Origin of the sequence: Paenibacillus amylolyticus (genome assembly GCF_001570725.1) — a bacterium.
Taxonomy (GTDB): Bacteria; Bacillota; Bacilli; order Paenibacillales; family Paenibacillaceae; genus Paenibacillus; species Paenibacillus amylolyticus_A.
Genome location: NZ_BCNV01000011.1, coordinates 282,096 through 295,565 on the forward strand (window position 1 = coordinate 282,096; position 13,470 = coordinate 295,565).

The 13,470-nt window shown below is 47.2% G+C and carries 10 protein-coding genes; 3 read left to right on the forward strand and 7 right to left on the reverse strand.

Annotated elements, in window-relative coordinates; translation table 11 throughout:
* Window positions 1-140 precede the first annotated feature (140 nt).
* Entirely contained in the window at window positions 141-1,427 is a 1,287-nt protein-coding gene (locus PAHA3_RS28445) for a DUF2515 family protein (RefSeq protein WP_062837985.1), read from the forward strand.
* 214 nt (window positions 1,428-1,641) lie between these two features.
* Here the strand turns inward: PAHA3_RS28445 and PAHA3_RS28450 are convergent, their stop codons facing one another.
* From PAHA3_RS28450 to PAHA3_RS28480, 7 genes are all read right to left on the reverse strand, one after another.
* Window positions 1,642-3,270: a putative polysaccharide biosynthesis protein gene (locus tag PAHA3_RS28450; RefSeq protein WP_062837986.1), complete on the reverse strand. Its 1,629-nt coding sequence runs from the start codon at window positions 3,268-3,270 to the stop codon at window positions 1,642-1,644.
* Window positions 3,271-3,331: 61 nt separating this feature from the next.
* Complete coding sequence (locus tag PAHA3_RS28455; protein WP_047841365.1) at window positions 3,332-3,772, reverse strand: DUF456 domain-containing protein; 441 nt, start codon at window positions 3,770-3,772, stop codon at window positions 3,332-3,334.
* A gap of 54 nt (window positions 3,773-3,826) precedes the next feature.
* Window positions 3,827-4,576 (reverse strand): Cof-type HAD-IIB family hydrolase, encoded by a 750-nt coding sequence (locus tag PAHA3_RS28460; protein ID WP_062837987.1) that lies wholly within the window; start codon window positions 4,574-4,576, stop codon window positions 3,827-3,829.
* 510 nt (window positions 4,577-5,086) lie between these two features.
* Window positions 5,087-7,036, reverse strand: coding sequence for a peptidoglycan D,D-transpeptidase FtsI family protein (locus PAHA3_RS28465; protein ID WP_167350965.1), 1,950 nt, complete (start codon window positions 7,034-7,036; stop codon window positions 5,087-5,089).
* A 397-nt stretch (window positions 7,037-7,433) separates the two neighbouring features.
* Window positions 7,434-9,470: a peptidoglycan D,D-transpeptidase FtsI family protein gene (locus PAHA3_RS28470; protein WP_062837989.1), complete on the reverse strand. Its 2,037-nt coding sequence runs from the start codon at window positions 9,468-9,470 to the stop codon at window positions 7,434-7,436.
* A 105-nt stretch (window positions 9,471-9,575) separates the two neighbouring features.
* On the reverse strand, window positions 9,576-10,670 hold the full coding sequence (locus tag PAHA3_RS28475; RefSeq protein ID WP_062838059.1) for a transglutaminase domain-containing protein: 1,095 nt from the start codon (window positions 10,668-10,670) through the stop codon (window positions 9,576-9,578).
* Window positions 10,671-10,739: 69 nt separating this feature from the next.
* The gene (locus tag PAHA3_RS28480) at window positions 10,740-11,195 is read right to left on the reverse strand and encodes a hypothetical protein (RefSeq protein ID WP_062838060.1); all 456 of its coding nucleotides are present in this window, start codon (window positions 11,193-11,195) and stop codon (window positions 10,740-10,742) included.
* 217 nt (window positions 11,196-11,412) lie between these two features.
* Between PAHA3_RS28480 and PAHA3_RS28485 the strand changes: the two genes are divergently transcribed.
* The gene (locus PAHA3_RS28485; protein ID WP_062837990.1) at window positions 11,413-12,588 is read left to right on the forward strand and encodes an MFS transporter; all 1,176 of its coding nucleotides are present in this window, start codon (window positions 11,413-11,415) and stop codon (window positions 12,586-12,588) included.
* A gap of 534 nt (window positions 12,589-13,122) precedes the next feature.
* Window positions 13,123-13,470 carry a toprim domain-containing protein gene (locus PAHA3_RS28490; RefSeq protein WP_062837991.1) on the forward strand — a complete coding sequence of 116 codons (348 nt, stop codon included), beginning with the start codon at window positions 13,123-13,125 and terminating at the stop codon, window positions 13,468-13,470.

Below are 13,470 nucleotides of genomic sequence, written 5' to 3' on the forward strand. Positions count from 1 at the left end.
GGTTCATCTTCCTTTCTGTACCTTGTCTTAATCTAAGTGAAGCAAATTGGGGAGTGGAAGTCAAATAATCAGCGCATACTTAGAATAAACCACATCGTCTGTGAAATTAAACCCAGAACATCATGAAAGGATGTCACAACATGACTTCCACCAGAACCGATTCTTCCAGCGAACAGCATCACGGGTCCCTACTGCAGATTGTCCGTTCCATTCCGGGAGCTGCCCGGGAAATCTGGCGTGGCAAACAAGCAGCATGGCAAGCTTCGGCACAGCTTCGGCATCCATTGCGTGACATCGAGTGGGATACTGATACGGCTATCGCCCTGCAATCCGAGGTGGAGCGTTTGTTACCTGCCAGCGGCAAATCTTTTGCACGCACTGACCAGGTCCAAAGTGCTCTCGTCTGTGAAGAAGATTGCATCATTCTGGAAGAAATCAAGACGCTGACCCAGGAGCATAATCGGAGTAACATCACTCGCACGGCTGCTTATCTGGAATGTTACGAGCAATATCCTGAACTGCATTGGGCCCTACTGGCTCATATGGTCTCTCGCAACGGCGGATATCACATGACAGATCTTCAGAGTGACCTAATGCATAATTTACAGAATCAAAGCGATCGTGAGCATATGTATCGATTACTGGAGCGATGCAATGCACTCATTTTCCAGGATGCGTATCCCCAGCTTTTGCTGTATATGAACAGTCGCCGCATCGGGCGGAGCTGTTTCCATCTCTTGTCGCACTTTCACGTATCGGCGTTCATGACGCCGTTTTGGGAACGCTTTTGGCTGGAACGGTGCAGTTCACTGCTAAGTGTGGCATTAATTATTAATGAGCAGAACTATATCGAGAGCCGGGTGGTGCAGCATCCTTATTTTCAAAAAGAAGTACTTTCCAAACCAGCATTCCATCTGCATAATCTGGCCGGTCTGAATCATATCGTCTTTCCTCTAGGAAGAGAAGCCGGGCTTGCAGGACGGGTCATTGAGCATTTTGGCAAGCTGGATGAGCGAATTCTGTTTGGCAAAGGCCTGTATGCCCTGTTGTTTGGTGTAGAGCAAGTACACACACAAGTGTTGGAATTCGCACGTTCGGTTCCCCATCGTGGCTCACGTGCCGAATATTGGCCTGGCCTGTTTACCCATCATGAAGACGAGGCGGGTGATCATACACTTTATGCTCAGGAGCTACTGGATGAAGAATGGCTACCCAAAGGGCAACGATTGTATAGTCCTGAACTGCTCGCCGTATGGGGAGACACGCCTTATGAGCCAATCACCAGACAGGACTGGCTTCAGACTCGGGATTGTCTTGGTTATCTGACGGCACCGCGCCGCCCATGGCTGTTTGAGATGAGTCACGAACACCGATATGGCATGGTGAAAACAGCACTGGCTCATGATGTTAAAGCCATCACACACTAAAGTTGAAGATCATATGGAGCAGGCAAAGCCGCATGATGTAGATAACCCGATGCACCGCTAGTATAGGTTTACTTACCTAATAATTTGCCTAATGTCCAACTCAGGCGCTCAGCTGGTCTTAACGATACAAATAGCCCTGTCCGCTTCAACAGCAGACAGAGCTTGTATCTTATTTTGCACAATAATGATGCTTAAATGATTATATCCTTCCAGGTTATCCTCTTTGCACGCCTCCACGTTGGAGACGCATGAGTGGACGAAGAATTTTTTGCAGAATACGGGGGTAACTGCCCAGCTCGTCCTTGCGCAGTACACGCAGCACGACCATGAGAACCATATACACCACCACCACAAGCACTCCAACCACAAGGCAGGTGAGCAAGAAGGATACGCGCGCTGGCAGGAACAATCCAAAGATCATATTGCCAATCCAGTTCGCTGCAAATCCTACACCTGCTGCAAGCAGCACTGTAATGATAAACCCTTTCCAGCGATCTCCCATAATGGAGAAATCAACGATTTTGCGAAGGACCCGCAGATTCAGGTACGTGATCACCAAGAAGCAGAGAGCTGTTGCAATAATGATGCCGTAAATACCGAAGATAGGCGCCAGAATCAAACTTGCGACCAACTTGATCACAACACCTGCTGCCACACTCACCATCGTAATCCGCGGTTTACCTACCCCAAGTAAAATGGAGTTGGTGGTCATCATCGTAATCTGAAAAATGGTACCGAATGTCAACAAAGCAATGATCGGCGTTCCATCCAGATTGGTAAACAGCAATCCGTTGACGGAATACGCTGCCGCACACAGTGCAATGACAATCGGCATACCTGTCAGAATCGAAATGCGCAACGCAAGTGTAACCTGATTCTTCAGATGGGCTTCATCCTTGCGGGCAAATGCTGCTGAAATGACAGGCACCAACGACTGACTTAAAGCGATAGCCAAAATTGGCGGAATACCTGCAATACTTTGGGCCTTGGCACCGAGAATCGCAAGTACACCTGTCGCCTCTTCAAGCCCGATCTGGCCACTAAGCAGTGGAACCACAAGGGATGAATCGATAAAGTTAATGGCTGGAACCGCAAGTGAAGACAGCACAATTGGAATAGAGAGCTTAAAGATATCACTGTAGATGCCTCGCATCGGCAATTGCTCTGCACGCTCGTAATTCAATTGCGCCGCACGATCGCTACGACGCAGCTTCAAGGTGAAGTACAGCATGACACCGAAAGCACCAACACTTCCTAATACCCCACCAAATGAAGCACCTGCAGCAATCGTTTGATCATCATAATTCCATTGCAGCATGACATAAGCCACGATAATGGCTGTACCTACACGAGCAAACTGTTCCACAATCTGTGAAATACCGCCTGCTGTCATGTTGCCGCGTCCCTGGAAATATCCACGCATCATCGCAATAGCCGGGAAGAGCAGCAAGGCTGGGGCCAAGGCGCGAATGGCGCTGACTGACTCCGGTACTTTGGAGACATAGGTGGCATAATAAGGTGCCGCGAACCACAATAAAGCAGACATAACTACCCCGGCGACAGCTGCAAAGATCAGAGCTGCACGGTAGATTTGTTGAGCTTCACCCGCGCGTCCGAGCGCATAGCGTTCCGATACCATTTTGCTCAGAGTACTCGGTATTCCCGCCGTTGCCACAGTTAACAGCATTAAATATACCGTATTGGAGATCGTAAACGATGCGTTACCGATATCGCCGAGGATATGCTCCAGCGGCACCCGCTGAACCAATCCGAGTACTCTCGCGATCAGCGCAGCGGCCGCCAGAATGAGCGTACCCTTAATAAATGTTTCCTTCTTAGACAAACCAATTCCCCTTCTTTCCTCCACACCGGACATGCATCCCGTTGAAGCTAATCCTGAACGTTTAGGCGAATCTTACCACCCAGATAATAAAGAGAACAATCATGACGATTTGCAAAATAATTTTCATCACAGTGCTCGTAAATAGTCCCACCACGGAACCAAAACCAACTTTCGAAGCTTTGGAAGGTGAAGACCCTCCGATCAGTTCCCCGATAAAAGCACCGATAAATGGTCCCAGCACCAGTCCGAATGCCGGAATGACAAATGGCCCAATGATAACACCAATGGTACTCAGCGTGGTCGATAACTTGGAGCCACCGAACTTCTTCACGCCCCAAGCGCTGACGACATAATCAGCCACGAACAACACGACAACAATCAGAATCTGGATGATCCAGAACCACACGCCGAACGGATCAAAGCTGAAGAACCAGCCGTAGACCAGAAATGCAAAGAAAATCGCTACAGCACCAGGCAGTATGGGATATACCGTTCCAGCCATTCCCACTGCAAACAGCAGCACAATTAAAATCCAGGCAATGGTTGCGAGCAAAGGTTACTCCCCCTTCAAAATATGTTCACGGATCACTTCGACGATACCGTCGTCATTGTTACTCGCTACGATCAGATCAGCCGCTTCCTTCACTTGCTCTTGCGCATTGCCCATCGCTACACCAAGACCTACCGCCTCAATGACAGCCAGATCGTTCAGACTGTCTCCGACAGCAACAACTTCGGACATCTGGATGCCCAGCAGCTTGCAGACTTCCGCTACACCACTAGCTTTGGATACGCCAGCAGGGTTGATCTCAATATTAACGGGTGAAGAATTCGTCATTTGCAGACCACCCATTTGTTGCAGTTCCATCATAATCTGGTGACGCACTTCATCCACTTCGGTATTGAAGCCGAATTTCAACCATTCCAGACCTTCAATATTGTCTGTCCAGCGATCACGATTGAACAGCTCTTCCACGGAGTATGCCCAGTACCAGCTATTATATTTCTCTCCAATTTCCTGCATTTTGCGAATCAATGCCGGGTCCATCAGATGACGCATATGCAGATCATGCGGTGCTTTCCAGACCTCACTACCGTTAACGGTAACCATCGGTGTCTCCAGTCCCAGTTGGACCGCATAAGGCATCGCGTGGAATACGGCTCTTCCCGTGGAAAGGCACACATGCACACCCCGACGAATGGCAATCTGTATCCACTTGGCGGTCTCCTGCGTAATTTCATGATTATCGTTAAGCAATGTTCCATCCATATCCAATGCAAGCAATTTGTATTTCAGTTCACTCATACAGTAGTTCCTCCTAGGTTGTCTCTCTCCAAGTTGAACTCATGGATATCCATTCAGGCACTACGCGGGCAGAAAACCTTTCGATCGCTGTTATCCCCAGATTTTCTTGATTCCATCTACAATGGAGAAAATCCGGTTATCAACGCGACTACTTCGTTTCTCTAGGTCCTTTCTGCCCTCTACGTTCCACAATGGTTCTCCAGTTCAGCTTAAAGGTTCTTTTTATCTATTTTTAAACATTCTTTCACAACAAGATCGCCCGGCATCCGTAAAAACGGACGCTCCGGACGTCACAGCTAACGACATTTTACCACAGATCATCTGTATGCAACAAAATAACCCGTAATCAGAAGGATGACACATTAAGATAGATCTATCTTCCAAATCGAACTAACCATTCATGCCTTCAAGCAAGCATCATCCAAAAGAGGCAAGGGAAACTCCCCTGCCTCTGCAAATCAAATCTAATTCATTCACTGCATATCAGTGCATTTCAATATTCTGTATTACTTACTCTTGGTCTTGCTTCTGATCTTTCTTGCCTTTCGGCGTTCCATCGAGACCATATACTTCATCGTATGCATCGAAAATTTTCCGTGCAATTGGCGAAGCACTGACTGACCCGAAGCCACCTTCCGGTACCACAACCGCTACAGCCAGCTTCGGATTGTCCCGTGGTGCAAATGCAATAAACACACCATTCTCTTTCTTGTTCGGTCCGGTACCCTGCTCCGATGTTCCTGTTTTGCGTGCATAATCATATGGGAACCCGTCAAATGAGCTTACTTTGGTAACCATCCCTTTATGAACTTCATTCCAGTGCGCATCGGCAAAGTCAACTTCATTGAGCACTTTAGGTTTGATTTCCTTCACCACATTGCCATCCGCATCACGGATTTCTTTCACTAAGTGTGGTTCCATCCGTTTGCCCTTATTGGCAAGCATCGTGGTGTATTGTGCGAGTTGCATGGTCGTGTACTTGGCTTGCTGCCCAAATGAGGCAAACGCCAAACGTGTTAGAGCTGATTCATGATCTTCTTTGTATTCCAGCCTACCCAAGAACTCGTTAGGCAAATCTACTCCCGTAGAGACACCCAAACCGAAATCCTGCATGTATTTGTGCCAGACATCGATGCCTTTCTCTGAGCCATATTTATTTAACAAACGTTTACCCACCATATCGATCATAAACGCATTGGAGGATTTCTCAATCGCTCTTCTCGCCGTAATAGAACCATTATAAGCAGAATGCGAGTTCTTTACTTGTCGTCCATCTTTCCCCAGAATGGCATATCCCTGATCATGATAAGTCTGCCCGGCTGTAAATAGTCCCTCTTTTAATCCAATCAGCACACTTAGCGGTTTGATCACCGATCCAAGGAGTACAACGGATTCCGCGCGACTAGGTTTGGCATCATTCGGTGGAAACGACTCGGTGGTTCCGTTTCGGAACACATATTTGATTTTGTCATAATCCCAATCGTTCGGATCATAATCCGGCATACTTGCCATAGCGACCACATTTCCCGTATCCACTTCCATGGCTACTGCGTATCCCGTAATCGCCTTCGGAAGTCTGCGCAGTTCATCCGTAATCGCCTCTTGTGCAGCCATCTGAATTTCCTTGTTAATGGTGGAAACCAGACTGTAGCCTTTCTCTGGTGGTGTTTGTAACATCGTTCCATCTGGCAGATTACGTGCGTCAATATCAATGGACTGGTAGCCACTTCGTCCACGAAGTTCCTCCTGATATTGAAGCTCCAATCCATCAAAACCAACCTTCTCTTCCTCGTGGTATACAAGACCAGGATCACGCTGGGTACTTGCCCCCTCGCGGATGGCCTTATATTTGGCAAGGCTGTCTGGTGCCCGTTTGAACTCCCTTGTGTAACCCACAACCTGAACCGCTACGCCATCCGGGTCATATTTTCTTATGTTTTCTTCCAGCACCATAACGCCCGGATAATCCGCTTTTTTCTCCATGAAAAAGGCAATTTCTTTGGTCGATAGATCCGACTTCACCAATCTTGGCACATATCCAAACGTTTTCTGGTAATCCAGATCCAGTCGTTTGATGATCTCTTCCGCATCGGGCTGTTCCTTGTCCCCTGGATTAAACTGCTTAAACACAGCTGCCAGATCATGAGCCAGTTCCTCTGCTTCCTGTCTACGTTCATCATTCCGATAATCCTCATATAACAGCACATAGAGGGACTGTACAGGTTCGGAATACGCGAGCGCCACTTCCCCTGTTGCATCATAGATGGGACCACGAACAGGTGCGAGTGGAATGTCTTTGGTATTACGACTCGTTTCCATATACGTTAGTTCAGGACCCTCCACGAATTGTACAAAGGCCAACCTGAAAATTAGAATACTGAATATGACAAATGCCGCGAAAAAAAACAAATTCAGCCTTGCGGTGGAAGGCTTATTGACGGGTGTATCTTCCTCAGTCATGGGTTTCTTCCTCAATCGGTTAAACATGGTTTAAGCCTCTCCCGTTCCTCTATAAAAATAAAATATCTAATCCATATTGTGGATGTGCTCATTCCCCCATTTAATCCTTTCTCATACAAGTCTACCAAAGGCTAGCTGTCACGTCTTTCAATTTTTGGTTACATTTTCGTAAACAGAACCGTTACACTAACCAATCTACCGATTTAAATGTAAACACTGACATATCAACGTTATCCCGCTCTGTCGAAAGCGTTTACCCTTTCCTTATATAAACGTGATACAGCTCATTTGGTTACACATTAATGCAATTAATTAGTTCACTCCCTCGATCCATGCTCTGCGTAAATACAAAAAAGAGGACCCCGCCAAGGGTCCCCTCTGTAATCAAAGACCCACATCACTGTGTGCCTGATTCCGATTCTGCATCTTTATTTTTGTCCTTTTTCGGTACACCGTCGAGACCGAATTCCTCGTCATAGGCATCGAAGATCGCACGTGCAACCGGAGCCGCACTACTCGAACCAAAGCCCCCTTCGGGGATAACCACAGCAACAGCCAGCTTCGGATTATTACGAGGTGCATAGGCGATAAACACCCCGTTATCCACCAGTTTGCCACCTACAACCTGTGTCGATGTTCCTGTTTTTCTGGCAAAGTCATAAGGGAATCCGCTAAATGCGGATACCTCGGTTGCCATGCCTCGTTGTACTTCATTCCAGTAGGCATCGTTAAACTCCACCGTGCTGAGTACCTTCGGTTTTACTTTCTCGACCACGTTGCCTTCCGAATCCCGGAACTCTCTGACCAGTTGTGGCTCCATTCGCTTTCCTTTGTTTGCCAGCATCGTCGTGTACTGCGCTAACTGCATAGTTGTGTATTTCCCCTGCTGTCCAAAGGAACCATACACAAGACGCGTCAGCGAGCTTTCCGTGGTGTTCATGTAATCCCGTATGCCCAAGAATTCATTCGGCAGATCCACCCCTGTGGATACTCCAAGGCCGAACTGCTTCATGTATTCATCCCATTTGTCAATTCCGGTCGCACCGTATTTCGAGTACAACTTCTTCCCGATCTCATCAATCATGAATACGTTCGAGGAATGACGAATCGCATCATGCGGACGCATCGCACCGTACACATGGCCTGATGAGTTCTGAACTCTGCGGTTGTCTCCACCAAAGGTCGTTGAACCTCTATCCGAATAAACGGTATTTGTTGTGAAGAAACCTTCTTTTAAACCGATCAACACACTAAGCGGTTTGATCGTGGAGCCGAGTAACACGATCGATTCGGCTCGCTTTTTAGAGTCATCCGGAGGGAAAGAACGAATCGTACCATTTTGGTACACATATTTAATATCATCGTATTGATCATTCGTGATACTGCCTGTTCTCCAGAGGTTGGTATCATAATCTGGCATACTGGCAGCAGATACGATTTTCCCCGTGTCCACTTCCATCGCAACTGCAAATCCGGTCTTGGCATTCGGATGCAATTTACCGGAAACCGGATTCCGATGAAGCCAACTCAACTGATCCAGAATGGCCTGTTCCGTTTTCACCTGAACGTTCTTGTTAATGCTGGAAATCAGGTCGTACCCTTTCTCCGGCGGGGTAGTACCAGCCACACCTTCAGGCAAGTTACGCAAATCAACATCAACGGATGTATATCCACTTTTGCCGCGGAGAGCATCCTGATATTGCAGCTCCAGTCCATCAAAGCCTACAAATTCATTTTCCGTGTACACCAGGCCCGGATCCGTTTGCGTTTTATTGGCCTCGTCCACCTCTTTGTATTTGTCCAAGGCCTTCGAACTTCTGAACTTCTTCAGATAACCGATGGTCTGAACCGCTACTGTATCCGGATCGTAGAATCGTACACTTTCCTCGACGATCTGAATGCCTTTGAACTCATCCTTATGCTGTAGGAAGTAAGCTACCTCTTCCTCGGACAGATCACTCTTGATCAGTCGTGGCATAAAACCGTTCGCCTTGCGTGAATTCAGGTCCATCTCTTCGAGAATTTGCTCCACCGTAAGTGGCTCTGAATCCTTCAGCTTGTACTGTTCGAATACATCATGCAACCGGGTTGCAATATCTTGCACTTCCCCAATATTCGGACTCGGCTGACCGCCCACATCCCCATAGTTTTTATAAAGTGTCAGGTAGAGAGACTGAATGGGCTTGGAGTATGCCAGCTTCACTTCACCTGTGGAGTCATAGATCGTTCCCCTCACGGGAGGAAGCGGCACATCCTTGGTAATGTTACTCGCTTCTTCCTGGCTGAGTTCAGGGCCTTCGACAAATTGCAAAAACGCCAATCGTACAATAATAACGCTAAAAATAACAAAGGAAGCGAAGAAAAATACGTTCATTCGGTAGCTAAAGCGCCGTTTGTCCGTAAGTTCGTCCTTCTCATTGGAATGCTTTTTCATCCATCCTACCTCTTTCATGACTTGATGCATACCGCTCAAACTGGTTCTTCCCGGCATGATAACCTGGCAACGTCGTCATATTACGGACCCTTGTCCGTTGTAATGTTAAGCTGATTGATCCTTTAAGTGGGTGTCGGCAAAATTCGGAGGATTAAACCAATCTCCACTGATGGCCCACGTCGGATCAAGCGGAACCCAGCTCTCGGAATCACTCAAATACACTTCATTCCACGCATGCGGACCGTATCCGCCCTGGCCGTTATACCCCAGTCCTGTAACGACTTTGACTTCGAGTCCTTGTGAGCGGGCCATCACAGCATATAGACGGGCATAATCAATACATACGCCTTTTCGTGTATCAAAAGTATTCTGTGGATTCTGTTCATGCCATATGCCCTTTTGCTCATAGTCATCCACTTTACCATAGTCATACTGAATCCGTGAACCTACCCAGTCGTATAGCGCTCTTGCTTTGGCCTCATCTGTCGATTGGCCTTTCACAATCTCACTCGCTGCAGATTCAATATCCGTCGGAATGTTATGGTCAATGACTTCATATTTGCGTTGCAGAATACCGCCCAGTTCCTTCTGCACAGCCTGCGTAAATACAGGAAGCTTGTCCTTGATGAACGTGCCTGACAACGGTTCGATAACCGACTTGGCCCCTTGCATATAGATAGGAGATGCCTCCACATATCGGCTGAACATACTCCCAGGGTAGAGACTTACAATCATGAATAGCACCGCAATGACAATCATTCCGCGGACGGAGCCTATAATCGTGCCAATCAAGGCACCTGTCAACCTGCTAAACATACCTTTAGGAGCACTTTCCTCGCCTAGACCCTGCCTGCTGCTAAACATAAATGAAGACAGCAATCCAAGAATCAGTCGGATGAGGCCGTAGCTGAGTACAAATAATACGGCGAACCGCATCAGCGGAAAATCTGCAATCGCCGTAACCAACGTATAATACATCTGTTCCCACCGATTTAACTCACGGTTAGGCATGGCTGAAGCATACGCAGACAGCCACTGCTGCACATATGGCGCAAGCCACATCGTTAAACCGATCGACAACAGAATACCAATCACCGCCATAATGCCATCCATCAGGAACCCGAAGAGTCTGCCTGCTGAACGCGAAGCCCCTCTGGACCAACCCTGCAACAATGAAGCAGCTACAATCAGCAGCAGCATAATTGTGATGCCATTAAACTCCTTCAGGCTGTCCAGCCAATTCTGCAGCACGTACTGATTCCCCCTTTACTACGATGCTGGTGCTGTTTTGTTCTCCTGTGCCTGTTCGACAAACGTACGTATCGTTTCATTGTCGAGTTTCCATTCGCCAAGAGAAATTCCGCGGAAGGTCACATCCACTTTATCCGATTGAGTTCGACCCTTAATCTCCACATTGGGACTTGTGATGGTGAATGCTCCATCCTGTCCTTTAACGTATGTCGCTTTGGAAGCTTCCTTAAGCATCATGCTGGTCGCTTCTTTCTTCAATGTGTCCATCGTACTGGATTGTACGTCTGTCACTGTCTGTTTGATCTGATCAATGGAGATGCCGCTGTATATCAGTAGAGCCGCAATAATGATGATGGCAATCGCCCATTTCAATACGGTTTTGACCACATTCAGAACAAAGAACAAAATGATCAACGCAACCACGATCACTAGCCAGTTCTGCATCACAAACTCTTTGATTACTTCTATGTTCATGATTACACCTTCCGTATTAGAATTCATTCGTTACACTTCCCGAATATTATACATGATTTCCGAAGCTGCTGTCAGCTAAGCCCTCTCCCGTAAAAATAAACGGTCTAAGTTCGTCCCGCCGGGCGTACAAGTAGTACCATGAGGTTCTGCTGACGAACGGGGAACACGTTCAAGACTTGTACTTTGAACATGCATCGCTTAACAAGGAGGGGCTTATGTGAAAACGGCCATCTGGCTATACCTGTTTTTGTTCCTTGCCGTATTTGATTTGCACGCCCAGTATCCCATTCTGACCCCTTTTGCCATCTCGCTTGGAGCTGCCCCTACCTTCATCGGCTGGATGATGGGCATCTATTCCTTAACACATCTTCCTGGCAATCTGATTGCTGGAACGCAAATCGATAAACATGGCAGTCGCCGCTACATTGTATTCAGTCTGCTCGGTGCAGGATTCATCCTGCTCCTGCAAGCCTATGTACAGACACCATGGCAACTGCTGGCGCTGCGTTCCATCAGCGGTTTTGTACTGGCCTTCCTGTCTCCTGCATGCCTCGCCTTGCTTGCACAGCTATCCAGCGATCCGGTGAAACAGGGGAAGTATATGTCGGGTCACGGCGTAGTGCATACCCTCGCCTCTGTTGTGTCGCCAGCAGCCGGTGCGATCATTGTGGGCTCTATGGGCTTCTCCGCTACATTCTCAGGCTTGGGTTATCTGCTTATTCTCACAGGTGTCATTGCATTCATGACGATGCCTCGTGGTATCGTCAAGCAGCACGAGAGAGTAACTGAACCTGCTAAACCTGATGTCTCACCAGCAAATGCACAAAGTGCATTTCTACCAGTGTCCTGGCGATACTTTGCCCTGCCTCTGGTGATTGCCTGTGCCCAAGGAATTCTCTTCTTCGAATTACCCCTGCGAGGAGGAGGACAATCGTCCATCATGTCTACCGGACTGCTGTTCTCCATTATCAGTATTGGGGCACTCTTCACACTCAGCATGTTATTTCTCAACCGGTATTCCCCCAAGCTGCGTCTGGTTGCGGGCGTGCTGTTAATGTCCTTGTGTTTTTTTGTGATGGCAGCCATTCCACAAATCCCGTTGTCCACCGTATTATTTGTACTCGGGATGTCCAAAGGCATTATCTTTCCAGCTATGGCTACCCTATTTATACGTCTGAGCGGAGGAAGCAAGCTGGGTCGCATTTTCTCACTGCAATCCATCGCCACCTCCATCGGTTCTTTCATCGGCCCCATCACAGCCGGGCAACTGCGTGTCGGGTTATCACCCTATTTCATCGCCTTTGTTTTGTTAATGATTGGTATGCTACTGCTTCCATACTATACAACCAGACGCGAGGCATCCCTGTCCGATCCCAAAAGTATATTAAACTAAATTCCGACCAGTCTCTGTCTCCTTACCATTATGGCATCAATTAGGCCAGTATTTTCATTAGCTTTGCATCATTCCCCCATTTACAGCTAAACTATATAAAATGGACTAACGTTTTACACGTTGATAAAAGCTAACTGAGAAATCTATCTTTTACAATCACCGAAGGTTTTATCTTATTGAAGAGCATCATTAAGGTTGAACGATGGGCCAAAAGTAGTGAAGGGTACGGAATCGATTCTGAAGAAGCGATAGCGTTCGCCTTTGTCTCCAAATATTAACTTTATAAAAGTAAATCAGAAATATATGGAGACAACAGCGATCGGAGGAACGATCCGTAACCGGAACGGCCACTACTAGCTATTACTGACCTAATGATGCACAAGAAATAAGATTCCAAAGAATTGTCTCGATAGGTTGTTCTATCCTGTTAGCAGTCGTGTAAAGAAAGGAGTCCATTTTATATAATCAGTCGATTTTCGCTGCAACATTTCCCGGGGAATGTCGACATAAGCTCTCGAACAAGAGGTGAATATCATGCCTATTCATGTCATTGTGGAAGGTAAGAATGATCGAAGCAAACTGAAACGTCTGGTTGGACCCGAAATCAACATTCTATGTACGTTTGGAACACTAAATTCCCTCAAGCTGGAGACCCTGCGCAAACAAGTCGGTTATGATGAAGTCTTTTTATTTATGGATAATGACAGTTCCGGCAAAAAAATTAGAGGTGTGCTTCGGGATGCTTTCCCGGATGCAGTACAGATGTATACACGACGAGGATATGCGGGGGTGGAAGGAACACCTGATGAGTATATCATTGCCCAACTGGAGAAAGCCGGGTTAGAGACATACATCCAATACCCTGAACATCCTTCCTTTTAA

Coding starts and splice junctions, on each gene's coding strand:
- PAHA3_RS28445 (WP_062837985.1), top strand. CDS start 141: ATGACTTCCACCAGAACCGATTCTTCCAGCGAACAGCATCACGGGTCC.
- PAHA3_RS28455 (WP_047841365.1), bottom strand. CDS start 3,772: ATGGCTGGAACGGTATATCCCATACTGCCTGGTGCTGTAGCGATTTTC.
- PAHA3_RS28460 (WP_062837987.1), bottom strand. CDS start 4,576: ATGAGTGAACTGAAATACAAATTGCTTGCATTGGATATGGATGGAACA.
- PAHA3_RS28465 (WP_167350965.1), bottom strand. CDS start 7,036: ATGACTGAGGAAGATACACCCGTCAATAAGCCTTCCACCGCAAGGCTG.
- PAHA3_RS28470 (WP_062837989.1), bottom strand. CDS start 9,470: ATGAAAAAGCATTCCAATGAGAAGGACGAACTTACGGACAAACGGCGC.
- PAHA3_RS28475 (WP_062838059.1), bottom strand. CDS start 10,670: ATGCTGCTGCTGATTGTAGCTGCTTCATTGTTGCAGGGTTGGTCCAGA.
- PAHA3_RS28480 (WP_062838060.1), bottom strand. CDS start 11,195: ATGAACATAGAAGTAATCAAAGAGTTTGTGATGCAGAACTGGCTAGTG.
- PAHA3_RS28490 (WP_062837991.1), top strand. CDS start 13,123: ATGCCTATTCATGTCATTGTGGAAGGTAAGAATGATCGAAGCAAACTG.